Annotated in this window: 25 protein-coding genes; 12 read left to right on the plus strand and 13 right to left on the minus strand. The window is 35.6% G+C overall.

Features of this window, described 5'->3' with window-relative positions:
* Window positions 1–16: 16 nt before the first annotated feature.
* Window positions 17–1,564 (minus strand): HAMP domain-containing sensor histidine kinase, encoded by a 1,548-nt coding sequence (locus tag PFY10_14630; GenBank protein ID WBV55464.1) that lies wholly within the window; start codon window positions 1,562–1,564, stop codon window positions 17–19.
* 201 nt (window positions 1,565–1,765) lie between these two features.
* On the opposite strand from PFY10_14630, the gene PFY10_14635 reads away from it, so the two are divergent.
* Complete coding sequence (locus PFY10_14635) at window positions 1,766–2,257, plus strand: SRPBCC domain-containing protein (protein ID WBV55465.1); 492 nt, start codon at window positions 1,766–1,768, stop codon at window positions 2,255–2,257.
* Window positions 2,258–2,345: 88 nt separating this feature from the next.
* Here PFY10_14635 and PFY10_14640 read toward each other — a convergent pair whose 3' ends face one another.
* From PFY10_14640 to PFY10_14660, 5 genes are all read right to left on the minus strand, one after another.
* Entirely contained in the window at window positions 2,346–2,687 is a 342-nt protein-coding gene (locus tag PFY10_14640) for a hypothetical protein (GenBank protein WBV55466.1), read from the minus strand.
* A gap of 41 nt (window positions 2,688–2,728) precedes the next feature.
* Entirely contained in the window at window positions 2,729–3,088 is a 360-nt protein-coding gene (locus PFY10_14645; protein WBV55467.1) for a four helix bundle protein, read from the minus strand.
* A gap of 17 nt (window positions 3,089–3,105) precedes the next feature.
* Complete coding sequence (locus PFY10_14650) at window positions 3,106–5,148, minus strand: S9 family peptidase (protein WBV55468.1); 2,043 nt, start codon at window positions 5,146–5,148, stop codon at window positions 3,106–3,108.
* Between the two features lie 175 nt (window positions 5,149–5,323).
* Window positions 5,324–6,064, minus strand: a complete 741-nt coding sequence (locus PFY10_14655) for a uroporphyrinogen-III synthase (GenBank protein ID WBV58946.1) — start codon at window positions 6,062–6,064, stop codon at window positions 5,324–5,326.
* 12 nt (window positions 6,065–6,076) lie between these two features.
* Window positions 6,077–6,643 (minus strand): DUF4271 domain-containing protein, encoded by a 567-nt coding sequence (locus PFY10_14660; GenBank protein WBV58947.1) that lies wholly within the window; start codon window positions 6,641–6,643, stop codon window positions 6,077–6,079.
* 178 nt (window positions 6,644–6,821) lie between these two features.
* On the opposite strand from PFY10_14660, the gene PFY10_14665 reads away from it, so the two are divergent.
* The 4 genes from PFY10_14665 to PFY10_14680 are packed head-to-tail and all read left to right on the plus strand — an operon-like array spanning window position 6,822 to window position 10,212.
* On the plus strand, window positions 6,822–7,538 hold the full coding sequence (locus PFY10_14665) for a polyprenol monophosphomannose synthase (protein ID WBV55469.1): 717 nt from the start codon (window positions 6,822–6,824) through the stop codon (window positions 7,536–7,538).
* Window positions 7,535–7,903, plus strand: coding sequence for a DUF4296 domain-containing protein (locus PFY10_14670; protein WBV55470.1), 369 nt, complete (start codon window positions 7,535–7,537; stop codon window positions 7,901–7,903). Before PFY10_14665 ends, PFY10_14670 begins: the two co-directional genes overlap by 4 nt.
* Before the next feature lie 56 nt (window positions 7,904–7,959).
* The gene (gene tgt / locus PFY10_14675) at window positions 7,960–9,090 is read left to right on the plus strand and encodes a tRNA guanosine(34) transglycosylase Tgt (protein ID WBV55471.1); all 1,131 of its coding nucleotides are present in this window, start codon (window positions 7,960–7,962) and stop codon (window positions 9,088–9,090) included.
* A gap of 9 nt (window positions 9,091–9,099) precedes the next feature.
* Window positions 9,100–10,212 carry an LptF/LptG family permease gene (locus tag PFY10_14680; GenBank protein ID WBV55472.1) on the plus strand — a complete coding sequence of 371 codons (1,113 nt, stop codon included), beginning with the start codon at window positions 9,100–9,102 and terminating at the stop codon, window positions 10,210–10,212.
* Here PFY10_14680 and PFY10_14685 read toward each other — a convergent pair.
* On the minus strand, window positions 10,206–10,919 hold the full coding sequence (locus tag PFY10_14685) for a biotin--[acetyl-CoA-carboxylase] ligase (protein WBV55473.1): 714 nt from the start codon (window positions 10,917–10,919) through the stop codon (window positions 10,206–10,208). The genes PFY10_14680 and PFY10_14685 overlap by 7 nt on opposite strands.
* 87 nt (window positions 10,920–11,006) lie before the next feature.
* On the opposite strand from PFY10_14685, the gene rsfS reads away from it, so the two are divergent.
* The 5 genes from rsfS to PFY10_14710 all read left to right on the plus strand — a co-directional run bounded on the left by rsfS (window position 11,007) and on the right by PFY10_14710 (window position 15,651).
* A complete protein-coding gene (rsfS, locus tag PFY10_14690; protein ID WBV55474.1) occupies window positions 11,007–11,375 on the plus strand; it encodes a ribosome silencing factor in 369 nt (122 codons plus the stop codon).
* Between the two features lie 15 nt (window positions 11,376–11,390).
* Window positions 11,391–13,379, plus strand: a complete 1,989-nt coding sequence (gene ftsH, locus PFY10_14695) for an ATP-dependent zinc metalloprotease FtsH (GenBank protein WBV55475.1) — start codon at window positions 11,391–11,393, stop codon at window positions 13,377–13,379.
* A gap of 135 nt (window positions 13,380–13,514) precedes the next feature.
* Window positions 13,515–14,096 (plus strand): LUD domain-containing protein, encoded by a 582-nt coding sequence (locus PFY10_14700; protein WBV55476.1) that lies wholly within the window; start codon window positions 13,515–13,517, stop codon window positions 14,094–14,096.
* 24 nt (window positions 14,097–14,120) lie between these two features.
* Window positions 14,121–14,993, plus strand: a complete 873-nt coding sequence (locus PFY10_14705; protein ID WBV55477.1) for a phosphatidate cytidylyltransferase — start codon at window positions 14,121–14,123, stop codon at window positions 14,991–14,993.
* Window positions 14,994–14,997: 4 nt separating this feature from the next.
* On the plus strand, window positions 14,998–15,651 hold the full coding sequence (locus PFY10_14710; GenBank protein WBV55478.1) for a phosphatidylserine decarboxylase family protein: 654 nt from the start codon (window positions 14,998–15,000) through the stop codon (window positions 15,649–15,651).
* Window positions 15,652–15,708: 57 nt separating this feature from the next.
* Here the strand turns inward: PFY10_14710 and PFY10_14715 are convergent, their stop codons facing one another.
* The 4 genes from PFY10_14715 to PFY10_14730 all read right to left on the minus strand — a co-directional run bounded on the left by PFY10_14715 (window position 15,709) and on the right by PFY10_14730 (window position 19,458).
* The gene (locus tag PFY10_14715) at window positions 15,709–16,059 is read right to left on the minus strand and encodes a DUF1801 domain-containing protein (GenBank protein WBV55479.1); all 351 of its coding nucleotides are present in this window, start codon (window positions 16,057–16,059) and stop codon (window positions 15,709–15,711) included.
* A 22-nt stretch (window positions 16,060–16,081) separates the two neighbouring features.
* Complete coding sequence (locus PFY10_14720) at window positions 16,082–17,920, minus strand: ABC transporter ATP-binding protein (protein ID WBV55480.1); 1,839 nt, start codon at window positions 17,918–17,920, stop codon at window positions 16,082–16,084.
* Window positions 17,921–17,972: 52 nt separating this feature from the next.
* Window positions 17,973–18,896 (minus strand): M28 family peptidase, encoded by a 924-nt coding sequence (locus PFY10_14725; GenBank protein WBV55481.1) that lies wholly within the window; start codon window positions 18,894–18,896, stop codon window positions 17,973–17,975.
* A 172-nt stretch (window positions 18,897–19,068) separates the two neighbouring features.
* Complete coding sequence (locus PFY10_14730) at window positions 19,069–19,458, minus strand: DUF4293 family protein (protein WBV55482.1); 390 nt, start codon at window positions 19,456–19,458, stop codon at window positions 19,069–19,071.
* A 143-nt stretch (window positions 19,459–19,601) separates the two neighbouring features.
* On the opposite strand from PFY10_14730, the gene rho reads away from it, so the two are divergent.
* Both rho and PFY10_14740 read left to right on the plus strand, forming a co-directional pair.
* Window positions 19,602–21,413, plus strand: coding sequence for a transcription termination factor Rho (gene rho / locus PFY10_14735; protein ID WBV55483.1), 1,812 nt, complete (start codon window positions 19,602–19,604; stop codon window positions 21,411–21,413).
* A gap of 176 nt (window positions 21,414–21,589) precedes the next feature.
* The gene (locus PFY10_14740) at window positions 21,590–22,186 is read left to right on the plus strand and encodes a superoxide dismutase (GenBank protein WBV55484.1); all 597 of its coding nucleotides are present in this window, start codon (window positions 21,590–21,592) and stop codon (window positions 22,184–22,186) included.
* 57 nt (window positions 22,187–22,243) lie between these two features.
* On the opposite strand, the gene PFY10_14745 is transcribed toward PFY10_14740, so the two are convergent.
* The gene (locus PFY10_14745; GenBank protein WBV55485.1) at window positions 22,244–22,666 is read right to left on the minus strand and encodes a DUF6146 family protein; all 423 of its coding nucleotides are present in this window, start codon (window positions 22,664–22,666) and stop codon (window positions 22,244–22,246) included.
* 30 nt (window positions 22,667–22,696) lie between these two features.
* The gene (locus PFY10_14750) at window positions 22,697–23,884 is read right to left on the minus strand and encodes an endonuclease (protein WBV55486.1); all 1,188 of its coding nucleotides are present in this window, start codon (window positions 23,882–23,884) and stop codon (window positions 22,697–22,699) included.
* Between the last annotated feature and the right edge of the window lie 40 nt (window positions 23,885–23,924).

Consider the following 23,924-nt stretch of genomic DNA (forward strand, 5'->3'; position numbering starts at 1 on the left):
CTTCCTGTCTATTCTTCTATGTCATGGGAAGTTTTATCGTGAACACACTTCCTTCTCCCTTATGCGATTCCACGATAATCTGGCCCTTATGAAGTTCTACAATTTTTTTAACGTACGAAAGCCCTAATCCCTGACCTTTTACATTATGGATATTTCCCGTTTCTTCTCTAAAGAATTTTTCAAAGATTTTAGTTTTATTCTGTGTTTCCATACCCATTCCTTTATCGGAAATTTCAATCACATAGAAGTTGCCTTCATTTTTTGTTTTGATTTTGATATCCGGTGTATCAGGAGAATATTTGTTGGCGTTATCCAGTAAATTCACCAGCATATTGGAAATATGGAACTCATCGATCTTAAAAGTATATCTGTCAGCAGTAAACTCTTCCGTCAGTGAACCGTTTCTCTGTGCTACAATAAGATTAAATGATTCTGTCGTTTTTTTGATCAGTTCTCTTACATTGGTTTCTTTGAGGAACAGATTAACTTCATTTCTTTCAAGCTTCGACATATTAAGGACATTCTCCACCTGTTTTTTCATCCGAAGATTTTCCTGCTTGATCAGGTTGGAATAATATCTTACCTTTTCCGGATTAGTGGCAATTTTGTCATTCGCCAGAGAATCCGTAGCAACGGAAATAGTAGCTAAAGGAGTTTTGAACTCATGCGACATATTATTGATGAAGTCCGTTTTTATTTCTGCCAGTTTCTTTTGTCTCATCATATAGTTGATGGAGATGATGTAGATTCCCAATATCGTAAGCAAAGAAAGGAAGGTTCCCAAAAGCATCGGCCAGTTATTCATGGCTAAGGAATATTCCTTTTTAGGGAAAACCAATGCCAGGCTGTATAAAGTACGGTCCTTTTTGTCTGTAAAAAGGGGATAGCTATATGCATTATTATCCTTTTTCTCTTTATATACTTTGTTAAAAACACTTGTGAGTTTATTGTTTTTATCAGTAACCCCGAAACCAAACTTTGCGGTAATGCCTTTCATTTTCAGTTCTTTGGCAAGAACAGAATCCAGAATAGCATCATCCACTCTTTTAGTAATCGGAAGGTTATTTCCATATACTTTTGCAAACTCCTTCATAGAGTAATCTCCGCTTTCTATATCCTGATTAATGTCAGCCGTAAGCAGTTCCCGGTTGGTGGTATCTCTTTTCAGTTTGTAAGCGGCTTCGTCCGTATATAAGGTTGTCAGCTTTAATGAATCTCCTTTCTGAGAAATGGGAAGCTGTGTTTTTTCAATGATATTTTTAGAATAAATAATCTGCCTCTGAGCCCCAGAATCCTCTACCTGCTGGATCGTAGTTAAAGAAGGTTGATTATTATTGGAAATGACATTTTTTCTGAAATTTTTAAAATCTTCATTCAGGTACTTTTCCACTTCAATTTCAGAGATATTTTTTGCTGTATTTTCTAAAGCCGCATAGACTTTATTCGAAAAATCTTGTTCTAAAGCATTATAATATCCTTTCAACCAATAAAATTGGAGTGTAACAAAGACAATCAATGATATTGTCATAAACACTGAAATTATTGGGATGAATTTATTATTCATTAGCTTGTTTTAGGTTGTTCGGAATGATGAATGTTAAAATTAATTGTTTTCAGACTTGATAAACAAAAAACGAGCCAAAAAATTGTATTTTTTTTCTTAAAACCATGTTTTTTAACAATTTTTTTATAAATCAAAAATAACTTGTCTTATGAAAAGCCTCACCTACAAATAAAGAAGTAAGTTTGTTAAAAATAATTACGTATGGAATCAAATATCATTTTTAACAAAGATTTTGACGCAAACAGCATTTATGTAATGATTATTTACAAAGCTGATGTTTCAAAAGTGTGGGATTATTTTACCAAATCCGAATTATTAGACCAATGGTGGGCTCCAAAACCCTGGAAATGTGAAACGGTAAAAATGGATTTTAAAGAGAATGGAATCTGGCATTATGCAATGATAGGTCCCGAAGGGGAAAAAATGTATGGACAGCTTAAATATGGGGAAATTATGGAACACAGAAGCTTCGATGGGATAGATGCTTTTTGTGATGAAAACGGAAATATTAATAATGATTTTCCGCAAGCCCAATGGCTGATCGGATTCACTGGAATTGAAGAGGGAACGAAAGTAACAACCAACATCCATTTCGAATCCCAGGAGGCTTTAAAGAAACATCTTGAAATGGGCTTTGAAGAAGGATTTAAAATGGGCTTGAGTCAACTTCACGAAGTTCTGGCCGTTCATTAATATTGAATGACATATATTCAACAATTAAGAAATTATATTAAAAACGAAAATGTGGCAGTTTAAAATGATTAACTGCCACATTTCAATTTTAAAGAAGCTCCTCATCCTGAAAATATTGGATGATGGCCTTTTTCATTAATAAGGTTTGCTCATTAGCCCTAAGTTCAGGAAGGTCCTCTAATTTGTCAAATTGGGGCCATCCATCTTCATAATGCGTAAACTTATAGTAGCCAAAGGGCTCCAGTAATCTGCAAACTGCAATATGAAGAATATTGAGTTTGTCATCTTTTGAATATTTTTGATGACCACTTCCAAGTTCCTGAAGTCCAATCAGAAACAATAAAGTTTCAATGGGAGGATTTTTTTCAGTCTGAAAGTTATCTTCAAAAAACTGTTCTATTTTTTTCCAGTATTCGGATTCGTTAATCATAATTTATAAATGATAAATGATAGTTTATAAATGATGAAAGACTATGTCTTTAACATCTTTCTATATGAAGAAGTTGCTTTTAAAATTTCTTCAGCTCTAATTTTTAAATCTATTAAAGTCTCACTTTTGACATAGTTTAGCTCTTCAAGCATTTCAAGCCAGAAGAGAGTTTCATCTGTTTCTTCGATCACGATTGATATTTTTGAATATCTTTCGGCTTGTGATCTGGCCCTGCACATTGCTCTATAATTAGCCGCCATTGAAGTAGAAGAGCGATATATTTGCTTTCTGATCACAGCAAAAGCTTCCTGATAAGGTAGATTTGATAATTCATTGATAATACTAATGGCTAATTGTTTTGTTTTCAATGCGAAAATTTGATTGTAATCCGGATTATCCATTATTTATCGTTTATACATTATCTTTTATCAATCATCAACAGGAACGCATATTCTAATGCATCTTCTTTTAATGATTCAAATCTTCCACTTGCTCCTCCATGTCCTGCACTCATGTCGGTTTTGAAAAGTAAAAGATTCTGGTCTGTTTTCAGTTCTCTCAGCTTGGCAGTCCATTTTGCAGGTTCCCAATACTGTACTTGGGAATCATGCAGTCCTGTGGTGATGAGCATATTCGGGTAATCTTTCGCTTCTACGTTATCATACGGGGAATATTCCTTCATATAATGATAATATTCTTCATCATTAGGATTTCCCCATTCGTCATATTCTCCCGTGGTCAATGGGATGGTTTCATCCAGCATTGTGGTTACCACATCTACAAAAGGGACTTGCGCAACAATACCGTTAAACAGGTTAGGTTCATAGTTAACTACAGCCCCTACCAATAATCCTCCGGCACTTCCTCCCATTGCATAAAGATGCCTGGATGAAGTGTAGTTTTCTTTGATCAGGTATTTTGCGGCATCTATAAAATCAAAGAAGGTATTCTTTTTAAATAACATTTTACCATCTTCATACCATTCTCTTCCCAGGTATTCACCACCGCGGACATGGGCAATTGCATAGATAAAGCCTCTGTCCAAAATAGATAACCTGACATTTGAAAAGCTGGCATCTACGGTATGCCCATAGCTTCCGTATCCATAAAGCAGTAGGGGAGTATTTTCTGATTTTTCTGTGTCTTTATGGTAAACCAGTGAAATAGGAATTTTTGTTTTTCCATCTCTTGAATCCGCCCATATTCTCTCCGAGATATAATTTTCAGGGAAAAATTTCCCTCCTAAAACCTCCTGCTGCTTAAGAAGTACAGTGGTTTTGGTTTTCATGTTGTATTCGTAAGTGGAACTTGGTTGGGTTAAAGATGTATAACCGTATCGTAAAATTTCCGTATCGAACTCCAGATTGATTCCAATATAGGCTGTGTAAGTAGGATCTGAGAAAGGAAGATAATAGGCTTCCTGAGTTTTTTCGTCTATGATTTTTATCTGTAACAAACCTTGCTCCCTTTCTTCAAGGACAAGGTAGTCTTTAAATATTTCGAACCCTTCAAGCAGGACTTCAGCACGGTGGGGAATTACATCTACCCAGTTTTCCATCCCGCAGTTGTCAATTTTAGTTTTTACAAGCTTAAAATTGAACGCATCATCAGCATTGGTGATGATATAGAATTCGTCTTCATAATGCTCAACGGAGTACTCCAGATCATCTATTCTGGGCTGTATAATTTTCCATTCAGCGAAGACATCATCAGATGGAATGAACCGGTGTTCATCAGAGATAGTGCTTGAACTTGCAATGAATATATATTGCAAAGATTTTGTTTTAAAGACATTTACATCAAAGGTATCATCCTTTTCATGGAAGATCAAAACATCTTCCGATGACTCAGTTCCCAGTTGATGTCTGTATACCTGGAACGCACGTAAACTCTCATCTTTTCTGATGTAGAAAACATGTTGGTTGTCATTTCCCCAGACTGCCTTTCCTGTTGTATTTTCTATTTTATCCGAAAGGATTTCTCCTGTTTCCAGATTTTTGAAATTGATGGAATATATTCTTCTTCCGACATTGTCAGATGAAAAAGAAGCGATCTTATTACTCGGGCTTACTGCAACACTTCCAACTTCGAAAAAGCTTTCTCCTTCAGCAAGGATATTTACATCGAGTACAATTTCCTCAGGGTTATCAAGGGTTTTATATTTTCTGCAAAAAATAGGATATTCCTTTCCCTCCTCATAACGAACCATGTACCAGTATTCATTAAAAAAATAAGGAAGTGATTCATCATCTTTTTTATAGCGGGACTTCATCTCCTCATAAAGCTCTTCCTGAAAATCTTCCGTTTCCTTCATCATGAAATCTGCGTAAGCATTTTCCTGTTCGATGTATTCTATGACTTCGGGATTTTCTCTTTCATTGAGCCAGAAATAATTATCAGTTCTTTTGTCTCCGTGTATTTCGAGTATTTTTTCTATTTTTTTTGGCTGGGGAGCTTTCATCCGGTAGTTTGATTTTTATAGGTCTGTGAATCATGTGGAATGCCATATCAATTTTTCACTATAGAAATATGAATAAGGCATTTCATTCAATATTAATTCTTGGTCAAATGTAATTAAAAAAAAGCCATCTTTCCTTTAATCGAAAAGACGGCTGTTTTATGTAAAATATTAAAACCTATTTATGAAGGCTTTTAATATATTTTTCAAGTGCCATTGTCATAGATGGTGTTTCCTTGGTAGGAGCCATTACATCTACTCTCAATCCTGCTTCTTCGGCTGCATTTAAAGTCGTATTTCCAAAAACGGCAATTTTGGTTTCATCTTGTTTAAAATCCTCAAAGTTCATTTGAAGCGACTTAATTCCTTGCGGACTGAAGAATATCAGCATATCATAATCTTTAATGTTGATATCACTCAGATCACTGCATACCGTTCTGTACATGATAGCTCTTGTCCAGTCAATATTTGCCGCATCTAATGTTTTAACGATATCAGGACTTAAAACATCTGAAGAAGGCAATAAATATTTTTCTGTAGGAAACTTTTTGAAAAGAGGCAGCAAGTCTGAGAAGTTTTTCTCCCCAAAGCTGATTTTTCTCTTTCTGTAGACAATGTGCTTTTGAAGGTAGTTCGCAATTGCTTCGGACTGGCAGATATATCTCATGGTATCCGGGACTGCAAAACGCAGTTCCTCTGCTAATCTGAAGTAATGGTCTATAGCATTTTTACTGGTAAAGATGATGCCAGTATATTGCGTAAGATCTATTTTTTGTGTCCTAAGTTCTTTATTGTCAACCCCCTCTACATGGATGAACGGACGGAAATCGATCTTTATTTTTTCCTTCTTCGCTATATCCAAATATGGAGAAGACTCACTAGGCGCTGGTTGAGAAACCAATATAGACTTTATTCTCATCATTGACTTTTATTAAAAAAATAACAATTTCCAAAGCAACAATAATGGTGCGATTTGGAGGGTGCAAATATACAAAAATTTATAATACCATTTTTCAGGTAAGACCTTGTTCTTGTGAAATAAATAGAAAAAAACTTTAAAAATAAACACAAAAGAAAAGAATATCAAATAGTAAGAAAATATTTTATTTCTGTCGACTGGGAAATAATAGTGGGTTATACACAGAATTATTAGTAAAAAAGACAAAATGAAATAAAATTTAGTGGAGGTAAAATAAAAAATAAGCCATTTTTTTGTGTCACCTATACTTTGGTAAAATAAAAAACCTAAAGTTGATTTTATTAAATAAAAAATACTGATTGCAAATAGACAATATCCAAATTTGTTCATCTGATATCCTAAAATCTGTAGGTCGGCAATATATTTAGGAACAATTGGAATATATTGAGATAGAAGTACAGCCAGGGTGAGGGTGGCCACACAGGAAGTTATTATCCAGCTTGCTAAATTATTACTGGCATCAAAATATTTTTGAAGAAGGAAATCTTTTAGATTGGCTCCTCTTTCTACAATATTCATCATAAAAAGGTACAAAAATATGCAGCCCAGCAATATAAAGATTACCCAATCATTGTTTTCAGGAATCCTTACATGGTTTACGAAGTTTTGTGATAATAGCAATCGATTGTTTTTTGCAAAATTATAGAATATTTTGTATAAAATAAAAAGGTTAAATAAACTATCTTTGCAAACTGAAATGAAAAAACTTGTCATTATTCCAACTTATAACGAAAAGGAAAATATTGAAAATATTATTTCCGCGGTTTTTGCATTGGAAGATGACTTTCATATTCTTGTGGTGGACGACTCTTCACCGGATGGAACAGCCACCATTGTAAAGGAGCTTCAAAGAAAGTTTCCTCATTCTTTACATTTATCCGTAAGACATGTTAAAGACGGTTTGGGAAAAGCTTACATCCATGGATTTAAATGGGCCCTTCAAAATAATTATGATTATATTTTTGAAATGGATGCCGATTTCTCCCATAATCCGGATGATCTTCCAAGATTGTATGAGGCTTGCTTACAGGCTGATATGGCTATTGGTTCCCGTTATTCCAAAGGAGTAAATGTGGTTAACTGGCCTATGGGCAGGGTTTTGCTATCTTATTTTGCCTCAAAGTATGTGAGGTTCATCCTGGGATTGCCAATTCATGATACAACGGCAGGCTTTGTGTGTTTTTCAAGAAAGGTTCTGGAAAATATAGATCTGGATAATGTAAGATTAAAAGGATATGGTTTTCAGATTGAAATGAAATTCAGGGCATTTAAGAAAGGCTTCAAAATTGTAGAAGTTCCTATTATTTTTACCAACCGTATTTTAGGAGAAAGTAAAATGAATGGCGGAATTATCCATGAAGCGGTTTTTGGGGTTTTAAATTTAAAATGGAAATCATTAATTAACAGATTATGAAAAAATTAATTTTTCTTTTTGTTTTGATGCTTGTATTTTCCTGTAAGAAGTACATTGATAAGCCTAAGAATCTTGTTTCTGAGGGTACAATGTCAGAGATTCTTGCTGATTTGGCAATCAATGATCAGGCTACTTTTATGTTTCAGAATACCAATCTGGAAAGCGGAACCCGCTTTGTTCTTAAAACTCATAATGTAAAGCCGGATGACTTTGTTGCAAGTTTTAAGTATTATGTGGTAGAGCAAAAGATGAGTGGGATTGCTGATGATGCTCAAAAAATATTATTAAAAAAAGATCCGAAAGCAGATCAATATGTCAAAGATAGAATCAAGAAGAATTTAAGTCCTCCTGTTTTATCAAACTAATGTAGAATGTATTCGTTGGAGATCAACCAATGATGATGAATTAATAAAATATATAAATGAAATTTTTTAATATAGAAAAAACCTCTGAAGGGAAAGCTAGGGCAGGTGAACTTATAACCGATCATGGTAAGGTTCAGACACCTATATTTATGCCCGTAGGAACTGTTGCGAGTGTAAAAACAGTTCACCAGAGAGAATTAAAAGAAGACATTAAGGCGCAGATCATATTAGGGAATACCTACCATCTTTATTTACGTCCGGGAATGGATGTTATGCAGGAGGCCGGAGGATTACATAAATTCATGAACTGGGATCTTCCTATTCTTACAGATTCCGGAGGTTTTCAGGTTTTTTCGCTTTCAGGAAGCCGAAAGATGTCTGAGGAAGGTGTGAAATTCAAGTCGCATATCGATGGAAGTTATCATCTTTTTACTCCGGAGAAATCTATGGAAATCCAAAGACAGATCGGGGCAGATATTTTTATGGCATTTGATGAATGTACTCCTTATCCATGCGAATATAATCAGGCAAAATTATCAATGGAACTTACGCACCGTTGGTTGAAAAGATGTATTGACTGGACTGAAGAAAACCAGGAGCTCTATGGTTATAAACAGAGATTGTTTCCTATTGTTCAGGGTTCTACTTATTCCGATTTGAGAAAGATATCCGCAGAGGTGATTTCAGAGGCCGGTGCTGAAGGGAACGCAATTGGTGGACTTTCTGTAGGAGAACCTGAAGAAGAAATGTACAGAATTACAGATGAGGTAACAGATATTCTTCCTAAAGAAAAGCCAAGGTATCTTATGGGGGTAGGAACTCCCTGGAATATTTTGGAATCTATTGGCTTAGGTATCGATATGATGGATTGCGTAATGCCAACCAGAAACGCCAGAAACGCCATGCTCTTTACCTGGCAAGGGGTTATGAACCTAAAAAATGAGAAGTGGAAACGTGATTTTTCGCCTTTGGATGAGTTTGGGACAAGTTTTGTAGACAAAGAGTATTCAAAAGCATATGTTCGTCATTTATTTGTTTCTAAAGAATATTTAGGCAAGCAGATTGCATCTATCCACAATCTGGCTTTTTATTTGGATTTGGTAAAAGTTGCAAGGGAGCATATTTTGGCAGGTGATTTCTATGAATGGAAACAATCTGTTATTCCTGTTCTCAGACAAAGATTATAAAAGGAAATTATGTTTACAATTATAGACCGGTATATCATCAAAAAATATCTTGGAACTTTTGGTTTCATGCTTATATTATTGTCTATAGTTGTTTTGGTGATCGATGTTCAGCAGAAAATTCCAAGGATAGAAAATGCAACAGCAATTGATGCAAAATTAAATCTATCTTATTTTCTCGTTCATTTTTACCCGTTCTGGATCATTAATTTGGTCATGACATTCTTGTCTATTCTGGTATTTATATCGGTAATTTATTTTACCTCCAGAATGGCAAATAATACAGAAATTGTTGCTGTGATCAGTAGTGGAGCGAGTTTTCATCGCTTTGCAAAGCCCTATTTAATTACTTCTTTGTTTATTGCGTCTATATCTTTGGTTGTCAATCATTTTGTGCTCCCATGGGCAAATATCAAAAAAAATGAGCTGGAAGCTTATACTTACAATGCAGCCAATAAAGAAAAAGTTTTGGGAACAGCACCGGTAACGGCACAGCTCAGCAGAACAGAATATATTTTTATCAACTCCTGGAACAAGAGGGAGCGAAGGGGGTCCGGTTTTATATTCCAGAAATTTGATAACAACAGAAAGATGCTTTATGAACTGAAAGCTTCTGATGTGTATTGGGATCAGGATAAAAAACAATTTGTTCTCAATAATTATACTGAGAAAAATGTTAATAAAGATGATTCTGAAAAGCTGAAAAACGGAACTGAACTAAGGAAAAGCTATGGGCATGCACCTGAAGAACTTTTCCCAAATGAGCTTTTGGGGCAGAATAAAACCACTCCGGAGCTTTTAAAGTTTATCCAAAGGGAGAAAGAAAAAGGAAACAGTAACCTGAATACCCATTTGAATGAGTTGTACCAAAGGACTTCCATGCCTGTTTCTATTGTTATCCTGACATTTCTGGCTCTTTCACTTTCCTCACAAAAGAAGAGGGGAGGTTTGGGAATTAACCTTGCAATAGGTATTTCTCTTGCATTTATATTTGTATTCTCATTTGAGGCTTTAAAAGTAGTTTCCGAAAATAAGAGCATGTCTCCGGCTCTGGCCATGTGGTTTCCCAACCTTATTTTCTTTCCGATTGCGTTATATCTTTATTTGAAAAGAGCAAATCAGTAAAGAAGTTTGATTTCTTTATGGTAAAAAGAACGAAGGCCTTCTTCCAGTTCAATCCAGATTTCTCCCTTTTCGTCGCAAAACTTTATAATGCCATTTTGTCTCTTTTTATCGATTTCAAAAACAGAGATCTCATCTTTACGGAATAAAAGATCATTGAATCGTTTCAGGATTTCTCCATCAGTCGGAATGTTGCTCAGTTTTTCAATCAGGAAATCATGAAGGCTTACAGTAAATTCTTCAAGACGGAATCTCTTACCTGTAAGAACAGAAAGCGAGCTTGCGTTCGAAATTTCATCAAAATTCTCCTGTAGAACATTGAATCCTGCGCCGATGATGAAATAATTTTTTTGATTAATTTTTTTCTTTTCAATCAATATTCCAACTATTTTCTTACTTTTAAGAATAATATCATTAGGCCATTTTATCTTTACATCACATTCAGTCATATTGGCAAGGAAATCCCTGATAATAATTGCGGTATAATAATTGAACATAAAATCCGAAAGCGTGAAATGATGAGTGCTCACAGCTAATGTGTAAGCTACATTCTTTTCAGCAGTGGAAGACCATGTATTTCCATATTGCCCGCGACCTTTGGTTTGATTAAATGTATGTAAAGCAATAAAATCTGAATTTTCGTAAAGTAAAAACTTTGAAATTTCGTCATTAGTAGAAGGGCACTCTTTTAGATAGAACAGTTGGGCCATTTAAGAAAACTTTAAGACTTTAAAAGGGTAAAAGTAAGGTTAAAGTAAAGAAAAAACAATAAATTTGCAGATTATAGTATTTTTTTAATGAATAAGACAGTAGAAAAGCAAGAATTAATAGATAAAATCGTTGAAGCTATCCAGGATGTAAAAGGAGAAGACATTATGATCTTTGATCTTTCCAACATCGAAAACTCAGTAGCAGAAACGTTTGTAATATGCAGTGGAAACTCTAATACACAGGTTTCTGCATTGGCGGGGAGTGTAGAGAAGAAAGTTAGAAACGAACTTCATGACAGACCTTGGCACGTAGAAGGAACGGATAATGCAATGTGGGTTTTGGTAGACTATGTAACAGTGGTCGTTCACATATTCCAAAAGCAGGTGCGTGAGTACTATGATATTGAGGAATTGTGGGGTGATGCGAAAATCACCAAAATTGAAAATGAAATTTAATTTTAAAAAGTATAAATGAACAATAAAGGATTTAACTGGTTTTTTCCAATTGCGATCATAGCTCTTTTGTTATTTTTTGGATCCAACTTTTTAGGAGACAACAGCGCAAAAGCTATTGATGAAGACGGTTTCTTCAGAGAAATGCAATCGGGAAAAGTTCAGAATATTATTATATATAAAGACACTGAAAAGGCTGATGTATTTTTAACTCAGGCTGCTAAAACAGCAATGGTGAATAAAAACACCAAAGAAAACAATCCTTTGTCAGCATTCGATATGGCTCCTAAAGCTGATTACACAGTGAAATACGGAGATCTTCAGCTTTTCCTTCAAAAATTTGATCAGATAAAAGCAGAAAATGCGGCTATTAAAACAACTAAAGATTATGGAGCGGGTAAAAATCCTTTCATGGATATTTTATTCTCTGCATTGATATGGATTGCTATTTTAGGATTATTTTACTTCCTTCTTTTCAGAAAGATGGGTGGAGGTGGAGGTCCTGGAGGACAAATCTTCTCTATCGGTAAATCTAAGGCAAAACTTTTTGACGAAAAAGAAAGAATTCAGGTAACATTTAAAGATGTCGCAGGATTAGAAGGAGCAAAAGAAGAGGTACAAGAAGTTGTAGATTTTCTTAAAAACTCTGAAAAATATACAAAACTGGGAGGTAAAATTCCAAAAGGAGTTCTTTTGGTAGGGCCTCCGGGAACTGGTAAAACATTATTGGCGAAAGCAGTAGCCGGAGAAGCAAAAGTACCTTTCTTTTCGCTTTCGGGTTCAGACTTTGTTGAAATGTTTGTAGGAGTTGGGGCGTCAAGAGTAAGAGACCTTTTTGCTCAGGCGAAAGCTAAATCTCCTGCCATTATCTTTATTGATGAGATCGATGCCATTGGACGTGCGAGAGGAAAAAATAATTTCTCAGGAGGAAATGACGAAAGAGAAAATACCCTCAATCAACTTCTTACAGAAATGGACGGCTTCGGGACTGATACCAATGTTATTGTAATGGCTGCTACCAACAGGGCTGATATTTTAGATAAAGCTTTAATGAGGGCAGGGCGTTTTGACCGTTCAATCTTTGTAGACCTTCCGGAATTACACGAAAGAAGACAGATTTTTGATGTTCACTTAAAGAAAATCAAACTGGATGATAATGTGGACAGAGAGTTTTTAGCAAAACAGACTCCTGGTTTCAGTGGAGCCGATATTGCCAATGTTTGTAACGAGGCAGCACTGATTGCAGCAAGAAATAACCATACTTCGGTGACAAAACAAGATTTTCTTGATGCGGTAGACAGAATTATTGGAGGTCTTGAAAAGAAAAATAAAGCAATAAAACCTTCTGAAAAGAAAAGAGTTGCTTATCATGAAGCCGGTCACGCAACCATTTCATGGTTGGTAGAACACGCTTCTCCACTTTTAAAGGTAACGATCGTTCCAAGAGGACGTTCCCTGGGAGCAGCATGGTATCTTCCGGAAGAAAGGCAGCTTACTACTACTGAGCAGATGCTGGATGAAATGTGTGCAACTCTGGGAGGTAGAGCAGCAGAGCAAGTAATATTCAATAATATTTCTACCGGTGCATTATCTGACCTTGAAACAGTAACGAAAAGAGCTCAGGCTATGGTTACAATCTACGGATTGAGTCCGAATATCGGTAACATTTCGTACTATGATAGCTCAGGACAGTCGGAATACAATTTTGGAAAACCTTACTCTGAGGAAACTGCGAATAAGATTGACGTAGAGATCAAATCGATTATCGAAAATCAATATGCACGTGCAGTACAGATCCTTACAGAAAACAAAGATAAGCTGGATGCGCTGGCTGGTAAGCTTCTGGAAAAAGAGGTAATCTTCCGTGAGGATTTAGAAGAAATATTCGGTAAAAGAGCCTGGGATCCTGAATTGACGGAAAGACCGGTAACGAATACAATTCCTCTAATCAAGGATAAAGAAGAAGAAAGTGAAATTCAGGCTCCGGAAAGCCCGACTCAACTTTAAAATTCTTAAAAAATAAAAGAAATAAAACCTGGTAATTTCAAAATTGCCAGGTTTTTTCATATTTAAACGTACATTTTTGGAATCTATTATAATTTATTTTCTATTTTTGTATAAAGTTGACTAAAAAACATTAAGTTGAGTTTATTTAAAAAAATTGTAAGCAAACTAACTAACCAACCCGAGGAAGATGACAACCAAAGTTTGGAAAAGCTAGGGGATTCGCTGAAAAATGCAGATCTCGATTATAAGTTTGCGCAATTATTTACGCATTCGGGGGGATTTTTTAATTATTGTGCAGATGAAGCGGAGGCTCTACAAACTTTGAATCAAATCATTAAAATAGAGGGCATTCACAATATATTTTGTTGGGATAAGGAACTGCAGAATTTTTTGAATGTTGTAAAAACTCCCTTTACTTCAGAGCTGGAACATTCCAATGATGCTGCATTTATAACCTGTGAATATCTTATTGCTTACGACGGAAGAATTATGCTGTCGCACAATAACATTCTCCATTATCATTCGTCGAGACTACCCAGTAAGATTATTATCATGGCTAACGTATCTCAGATCGTTAATAACCTGAATGATGCCATGGGAAAAATAAAGCGTAATGGGAATATTAAAAACCTGACTTCAATCAGCGGAAGCCAGTCAAAATTAGATACATCCTCTAATTCCAATACAAAACTGTTTTTATTGCTGCTTGAAGATTAAGCATCAATTTCTAAATTATACATTTTGGACAAAAATCTCATTCAAAGAACCATTTCAGGGATTGTGTACGTTGCGGTTATTATCCTTTGTGCAACTCCACTCGGAGCCCAACTGATCAATACCATATCTCCGGACCTCGTTAAACAGCAATACCTGTACTACGGTTTAATAACATTTTTAATGCTGGTGGGTTCATGGGAGTGTGTGAAGATCATGAAGTTTGGAAAAGGATATGAAAAGTGGGTTGTTTTTCCCGTTATTGCAGTTATCTTTTACATGTTTTCCAAAAGATACTTCTATCATGATTTCTTTTTTGATTTCAGGCTAAGCGAAATATTGGCATTATCATTAATAGGGATAGCTGTAGTTACTTTATTTAAGTATCCTACAGAATTATACTACGATAGCGGGAAATTGATCTTTACGGTCATTTATGTTGCACTGCCTTTTAGCTTTGCTCTGGGACTTCCAAAATATTCTAATTTTGATAATTCGTTTTCTTTAGAAGTGTTGTTCCTGTTTATTCTGATCTGGAGCAGTGATACATTTGCCTATCTTACGGGAAAATTTTTTGGAAAACATAAAATGGCACCCAAGATATCTCCTAAAAAAACCTGGGAAGGTTATGCGGGAGGTGTTATTCTCACATTAGTATTGTCTTACTTTATTGAAAAATATCAACACGATCTGCGTGGAAACTGGATCGTTGTAGGTTTTCTCGTCGCTTCATTTGCTCCGCTTGGGGATCTGGTAGAAAGCCAGCTTAAAAGAAGTTTTGGCGTTAAGGACAGCGGAAACATTATTCCAGGGCACGGAGGTGTATTAGATAGACTGGATAGTTTTATAATCTGCGTTCCTGTTGTATATTTGTACTTTATTTTAGAAAAATTTATTTAAACTCATGAAATTACATAGAGAATCGAAAGGAACGATCACTGTAGCAACCATCCTTTTCATCATTATTGGTGTTGCAGCAATTTATTTTCTTAAAATGTGGTCGCTTTTGATCATTATGCCTTTATTGGTTGTGTACAGCCTTATATTTTGGTTTTTCAGAGTTCCCAACCGGGAAATTCTTGATCATAAAGAGAATGTGATTGCACCGGTAGATGGGAAAGTGGTTATGATTAAAGAAGTGGAAGAAACGGAATTTCTGAAAGGGAAGGCAATACAGGTTTCTATCTTCATGTCACCTCTGAATGTGCATATTTGCAGATATCCCGTTTCCGGGGAGGTGATCTATAAAAAATACCATCCTGGAAAATATTTGGTAGCATGGCACGAAAAGTCTTCTACTGAAAATGAAAGAACAACTGTGGCGATAGAAAGTTTAACGAATCACAAAGTTGTTTTCAGGCAGATTGCGGGTTATGTAGCCAGAAGGATTGTTTTCTATTGTAATGAAGGAGATCAGGCAAAGGCAGGGCACGAATTTGGATTTATAAAATTCGGTTCAAGAATGGATGTTTTCTTACCATTGGACACGGAGATTATTTGTAAAATCGGAGATATCACAAAAGGAGGGTTGGATATCATTGCTAAAATGAAAGAGTAATTTCAATCAGAAAAATATAAAAGCAGTTTCAGGAGAAGCTGCTTTTTTTGTTTAAGGTTAAACCTTAATAAATTTTTTTACCTCGTTTACAAGTTCTAAAATAAGCTGTATGGGTAAATCCTTATCCATATCAATTAAAAGGATTTTAAACTTCTCTCTGCCTTCCTGGAGCAATTCCGGAGCATTCAGTCTGTCTCCATGATAAAAGCTTACATAATGTTTCTTATATTTTTTGCTGTAATACAAATAGCAAAGCATCTTCTTTTTGTATTTAAAAAAGGGCAATCCAAAGCTTAGTGTCTCTGTTATGTTATCCGGATCAGATTCCAAGATCTTTTTCCGCAAAAACAAAAGAGTACTTCTATCAGGTTCTTCAATTCTGTAGAAATACTCTTGTATGGGGTTCATTTTAAATTTAATTTAAAAAGGTTTAATCAAAATTCTGGAGTTCAACCAATTTGTGGTAAACACCTCTTTTCGCGATCAGATCGTGGTGGCTTCCCTGTTCTACGATATCCCCTTTTTCCATCACTACGATCCAGTCTGCTTTTTGTATTGTCGAAAGCCTGTGGGCAATAACCAAAGAGGTTCTGTTTTCCATCATTTTCTCGAGAGCATCCTGTACAAACTTTTCAGATTCTGTATCTAATGCTGAAGTTGCTTCATCAAGGATCATAATCGGTGGGTTCTTAAGAACTGCTCTTGCAATAGAAACCCTTTGTTTCTGTCCTCCGGATAATTTACCACCATCATCTCCGATATTGGTGTCATAACCTTTTGGAAGCTGTGTAATAAAAGTATCTGCATTGGCCACTTTAGCAGCTGCGATAACCTCTTCTTTGGTAGCATCAGGTTTACCCATTAAGATGTTGTTATAAACAGAATCATTGAAAAGAACGGATTCCTGGGTTACCATGCCTAATAGCTTTCTGTACTCCTGTAGCTTCAGGTGTTTGATATCAACATTGTCAATTAAAATTTCACCTTCGGAAACATCATAGAAACGGGCAAGCAGGTTGGCTATTGTTGTCTTCCCGCTTCCGCTCTGGCCGACTAAAGCAACTGTTTTTCCTTTAGGAATCGTTAAATTAAAGTTTTTAAGAATTACATTATCCTTATCATAATAGAATCCGATATTCCTGAATTCAATATTGTTTTCAAGTGTTGTAATAGAAACCGGTGCCGCAATTTCTTCGATTTTAACATCTGCATCCAGAATTTCCAATACCCTTTTCAGAGAAGCTTCTCCCTTCTGAACATTGGAAATCGAAGTAGATAAACTTTTTGCCGGAGGTAAAATCTGGAAAAACATCCCTAAAAATACAAGGAAATCTGCAGGGGAAATACTTTGATCAACGATGATTTGCTTTCCTCCATACCAAGCAATGATCAAAAATGTAATAGAGCCCAGGAATTCACTCATTGGCGAAGCCAATTCTTTTTTTCGTCCTAAACTTATAGAGCTGGAAATCCATTTGTGCATCGATTGCATAAATCGGTTATCCATTATTTTTTCAGCATTAAAGATTTTAATAACCTTTGATGATTTAAGGGTCTCATCCACGATAGAGAATATATTTCCTAATTCATGTTGAGCCTCATGAGAGTCTTTTTTAAGGCTTTTTCCGATTAAAGCAATCATTGTTCCCATTACCGGTAAAATAAGTAATGAAAAAAGTGTCATTTCAGGGCTTAAAAAGAAAAGTGTGATCAAAGTACTGATCAGCATAAACGGTGCATTGATCAGGTCAATTAAACTACCTAAGATATTACCTTCCACTTCACCGACATCATTGGACATACGGGACATCAGATCCCCTTTTCTGCTTTCGGTAAAGAATGACACAGGCAATGAAAGTATTTTGCGGTACATCGCACCACGGAGATCCTTGGTAACTCCCACCCGGTAATTAATTAAAAGAAAAGATCCGAAATAACGGAACGCATTTCTTAAGAGAAACATAAAAGCAGTGACAACGCAAAGCCATGCAAGTACTTTCAGCGAACCATACTCAGTAACAAGGCTTTGTACATAATAATTGGAATAGTCTTTTATGTAGGAAAAGAAATCAATAACATCTCCTGAATACACAGGTGCAGATTCATATTTCTGCGGTTTTATTGTTCCGAAAAGCATTCCCAGGACCGGAAGGATAGTTCCTAAGGAAGCTATCTGAAACACAGAATACAGGATATTGAAAAACAAACTTCCGTATATGTATTTCTGGTGAGGCCGTGCGAATTTTAATATTTTTTTATATTCGTTCATTAATGAAAAATTGGAAAGGCAAAATTAGGTATTTTTAAAAGAGTAGACGATCTTAATTGAATTTTACTTTATCGTTATATTTTGGTGTAAAATTCTTTGGTCCTAATTTCTCAAAAGTTTTCCCAAGGTTATTGATGATTTGGGTCAGGTTATTGAAATCTACAACGGATACATCGTCGCTTTCATTGTGATAATGTGTTGCTTTGGTCATGTCAACTGTAGAGAACGAGTGTGCAATGATTTTCTTTTTAACGAAACTTACGTTATCGGATCTGTAGAATAACTGTTGTGTGGCATATGGATCAGGATATATTTTCAAGCCGTTTGCTGCATGTTGATTAAACAATTCATCAAGATCAGAAAATTCATCACCTGTCATGAAGAGGGCATTTTTCCCGAATTGTGATTCCGTAGCTACCATTTCAAAATTAAAGAGGGCAGACATGTTATTATAAATAGGATCAAGATCCTTGTTAGTTGAAATCGCCCTTGAACCTAACATTCCTTTCTCTTCTCCGTTAAAAGCAATAAATGCCATTGAAAATTCAGAAGTTTTATTTTTGAAATAATCTGCTATTCCTACAAGAGTGGTAATTCCGCTTGCATCGTCGTCTGCCCCATTGTAGATGTTATCACCACTTTTTTTACTGGTGCCGATATGATCGAAATGTCCTGAAAAGCCTAAATACTTGTCGCTTTTTCCTTTTTTGATACCACAAACGTTATAAGCGGTTTTCCCTTTATAATCAAAAGGGACAAGGTAAGAGTTCCCGGTGCAGTATTCTAAGTTGTTTTCTTTAAAAAGTTTGGCAATATATTGGGCGGCATTGTCGTTTTCCGGGGTCCCGATTTCCCGGCCCTTCATTTCATCAGATGCCAGTGTGGAAAGAACAGTTGTTACTGTACTTTTCTGAACTTCCTGGGCAAAGGTAATTACTGAGAAAAACGAGAATGCGAGATAAGTTAATTTTTTCATTGGAGTCCTGTTATATAAGTATATGTCGTTGAAACATAGAAAATGTTGCATTGATTTTAAAAAAAATATGGAGAGGTAAGAAGGAAATACAGAAATTGAAAACTTAATCTTGGTCTAAAAGAAAAAAACAGCTTCAAAAGAAGCTGTTCTTACTCAAAAAATCGTTGTAAGGTTATCGAAGTCTATCTACAGATTTTACGAGCCTCTCATCTTTACGGATATATATGTTTGCAATAAACAAACAGATAATCGCGATTAATGGAAAAACAGGCTCAATACCCTTCTCAGGAAATTGAATTCCTCCGGATAAATTTAGTAGCCAATAAGCCAATACACCAATCAACAAAGCGTTTATAATGATGCTGATTGTATTCAGCAAAATTTGTCTTTTTCTGTTTTTAAAGCTGAATACACTTAGTAATCCAACTAAAACAAGTACAATACATGCACTGTCTATTACAGGAATGTTACCAAAAACAGCAACATCTTGTCCTGTGATGAAAAGAAAAACAGCAGCTAAAACTGCCAGAAAAATCCATATAGTTTGTATTCTTTGTAGCATTGAATATTAAATTCTTGGCAAAAATAACATAAATTTTGCACAATTCAAAAATAAGTGTAGATTTGCATTATACAATGTACTTGAAAACAAAAGTCACCGGACTTACTTTTCTTACTCACAATTAATTACATTTTTACATACATATGTTTAACATTGAAACGTTAAGGTCAAAATCCGTAACGGAATTGACTAAAATCTTAAAGGATTTAGGCGTTAAGGTTGCAAGAAACAGCTCTGAAAACGATAAAATTTTTGCTGTTCTTGATTTTCAAGCTTCTAACCCTAAAGTTACAAAAGATTATTTCAACACCACAGAGAACAGTATGAATACTGAAGACAAAACGGTGGAAAAAGAAACTAAAGCTCCTGCCAAGAAAGCCGCCCCAAAGAGGACGGCAAAACCTAAAACGGAGGCAAAGGTTCCAACGCCATCAGAGACAGCAACAAAGGTTGAAGAAAAAACAGAAGAAAAAGAAACTGTCACTGAAACTCCAAAGCAGGAAGAAGTTACTTCAACTACAGAAGAAAATACTGCTTCACAGCAGCCACAAGCAAAGAAAAAAAGGAAAAGAGTTACTCCAAATACCAATACCACTGAAGCTTCTGCTCAGGAAAGGACGGAAGTACAAAAAAACACAGATACTCAGGAATCTGCTCCGGCAGAAGAAAAGCAAAGTAATCCCCAAGCTCAGGCCAGACCTCAGAAAGGCCAGAACCATCCACAAAACGGTGGAAACTCTCACAAAAATCAGAACCAGAACCAAAATAACCATAATCAGAATCAAAACAGACATTCTGATAAGCAGGAAGAGCAACACGAATCTAAAAAAGAATTCCATTTTGATGGAATGGTAAGTATAGAAGGTGTGTTAGAAATTTTACCTGATAATTATGGGTTTTTACGTTCTTCAGATTTTAGTTATATTTCTTCTCCGGATGATGTATATGTATCTACTGCACAGATCAGAAATTTCGGATTAAAAACCGGAGATACAGTAAAAGGTATCGTAAGGCTTCCAAAAGAAGGTGAGAAATACTTTTCCTTATTAAAACCTACGGAGGTGAATGGCCGTGATCTGGCATTTATCAAAGATCGGGTAGCATTTGAATACCTTACACCTCTTTTCCCGGAAGAAAAATTTAACCTTACAGGAAACAATTCAACCATTTCTACGAGAATCGTAGATCTGTTTGCTCCAATCGGAAAGGGGCAAAGAGCAATGATCGTTGCGCAGCCTAAAACAGGTAAGACCATGTTGCTTAAGGACATTGCGAATTCTATCGCAGCTAATCATCCTGAAGTTTATATGATGGTTCTTCTTATCGATGAACGTCCTGAGGAAGTTACAGATATGGAAAGAAGTGTAAATGCAGAGGTAATTGCTTCTACATTTGATGAAGCAGCAGAAAAGCACGTTAAGGTTGCTAATCTTGTATTGGCAAAGGCTCAGAGAATGGTTGAGTGCGGCCATGATGTTGTTATTTTATTAGATTCCATTACCAGATTGGCAAGAGCATACAATACGGTAACGCCGGCTTCTGGAAAGGTTCTTTCCGGAGGGGTTGATGCAAATGCTTTGCATAAGCCGAAGAGATTCTTCGGAGCAGCCAGAAAAATTGAAGGCGGTGGTTCCCTGACAATTATCGCTACAGCATTGATTGACACAGGTTCTAAAATGGACGAGGTTATCTTTGAAGAATTCAAAGGTACAGGTAATATGGAGCTTCAGTTGGATAGAAAAATTGCCAACAGAAGAATTTATCCTGCTATTGACCTTGTTTCTTCCAGTACAAGACGGGACGATCTTCTTCTGGATGAAGTAACTTCTCAGAGAATGTGGATCTTTAGAAAATATCTTTCTGAAATGAATCCTGTGGAAGCCATGGAATTTGTTAATAAAAATATCAAAGGAACTCTTAATAACGAAGAATTCCTGATGTCTATGAATAGATAGATTAATTTAATATTGTTAAATAAAAAGCACGGGTTTTCATAATCTGTGCTTTTTACTTTTAAACAGGATGTGGAATATAATATATCAATGTTAAAGATTTATTAAAATAATACGCTATTTTTGATAATCGGTCAATTATTGGCTAACTTTGAAATATAACATTAAAAAATAAAATTATGTCATTTGAATTACCAAAACTAGGATACGCGTACGATGCATTAGAACCAACTATTGATGCGAAAACAATGGAAATTCACTATACAAAGCATCACCAGGCTTATATAGATAATTTGAATAAAGCAATCGAGGGTACGGACCTGGCTGGAAAAACAATAGAAGAAATCTGCAAAACAGGAACAGATAAGCCTGCAGTAAGAAATAACGGAGGAGGACACTTTAACCATTCTTTATTCTGGGAAATTTTAACTCCGGGAGGAAGCAAAGAACCTGTAGGAAATGTAAAGGCTGCTATTGAAAACTATGGTGGTTTTGATAAATTTAAAACAGATTTCTCTGAGGCTGCTAAAACAAGATTTGGTTCAGGATGGGCATGGCTGATTAAAAATGCAGACGGTTCAGTTTCCGTATCTTCTACTCCTAATCAGGACAATCCATTAATGCCTGTGGAAGATGTTAAGGGAACTCCGGTTTTAGGATTAGACGTTTGGGAACATGCTTATTACCTAAACTATCAAAACAGAAGACCTGACTACGTTACAGCGTTTTTCGATGTAGTAAACTGGGATAAAGTAGAGGAATTATTCAACAAATAGTTGATCGTTTCCAATAAAAATAAAAAAAAGGATCAGAAATTTCTGATCCTTTTTTTATTAATATCTTGTGACATCACTACCGCTCAAACCGTTCATTCGTAAACCGTATTTCCAATTGACGTAAGCGAAAACCTGGTAAAGTTTGTATTCAAACTTTAATCCGTAATTTTCTTTTGGATCATAGCTGATCGACGATTCGATTACATTCCTATATTTTCCTGTATTATAATAGGAATTCCATTCACTGACCAGAATTATATTTCTTGATTTTAAGTAAGACTCTGTGTATTGGTTCATCGGTTTTGCAATAGCATTTAAAAAATAATCATATTGAGTATCCAATACAGTGATATCCCACTCTCCATCGTCATTTTTGGCCGGTTTTATCTCAGATTTCTCTTTGTCCGATTTAGGTTTGTCCTGAGACAAACAGCTAAAAGGCAGACAAAACATGCATACTATTAAAATCAGATTTTTCATACTTATAAAGTTACGCAAAAAGTACTTTAGTTAGGGTTCCTTCTGAAGAATAACAAATGCTGGAAAATGGTCGCTATATCCTCCGGTAAACTGATCCCCATTCCAGGACCTGAAAGGATAACCTTTATAGTTTCCTTCTTTATTGACGAGATATGCGGGAGCATAAATTTCAGCCCTGTAAACAGAGTACTCTTTTGTTACCTGATCGGAAATAAGGTTTTTGGAGACAATGATCTGATCGAATAGGTTAGGTGCATCCTGATACGCCAGAGAAGCAACTCCTTTTTTGTATAGAGGATACATCAGATTCAGATAGGGGGTGTTGTCATTAAGATCTTTTGAATTGCCTACAGCTTTTAAGTGATTCTTTAAACTGGAACTTACCGGGTCGTCATTAAAATCTCCCATTGCAAATAGCTTAGTAGAAGGATCTGCTGCCCGTACACTGTCCATTTGTTGTTTCAGAAGTACTGCTGCGGCATTTCTCTTAGGTAATGAGACCGCTTCTCCTCCTCTTCGGGAAGGCCAGTGATTCATAAAGAAAGCTACTTTTTCATTGTCTAAAAAACCTGTTACCACCAGGATGTCTCTTGTATATTCTCTTTTTCCGGTCTCATTGAAAATTTTTAATTCCTTTTTTAAAGAGTTCGTAACCGTAAATCTTCTCTTCTGATAGATCAATGCAACATCAATTCCCCTGTAATCGTAAGAATTATAATGAATGATCCCATAATCATATTTAGCTAAAGCGGGTTCTTTGATAAGGTCCTGAATTACCTGCCTGTTTTCCACTTCTATAAGACCAACAACCGCGGGAGCTGTTTTTGTATACTGAGACCCAAGCTCAGAAATGACCTTTGCTTCATTGGCAAGTTTGGTTTTATAAACTTTAGTATTATAGTTTTTAGAGCTTTTGGGGGTGAATTCTTCATATCCGCTTTGATATCTCACTGCTTTTTTCCCTTTTAACAAGCCATCACTCCATGGGCCATCATACTTTTCAGCCTCCAGAAATCTGATTGAATCTAATGGGATACTCCGATGAAATGCAGGATTGTTTATTGCTTTAGTGCCATCAATATAATCAGCTGAAGGTATAGTATCAAATAAATTTTCCACATTCAAAAAACCTACTGCCGCTACCTTTCTTAGCTGGCCTTGCTGGGCAAAGGTAAACATTGATAAAAGGAACATAAAAAGGCTTAAATTTTTTTTCATTTTGCGTCAAGATTAATAAGTAGACAATTGATTTATAACT

The organism is Chryseobacterium daecheongense (assembly GCA_027920525.1).
Lineage (GTDB): Bacteria > Bacteroidota > Bacteroidia > Flavobacteriales > Weeksellaceae > Chryseobacterium > Chryseobacterium proteolyticum.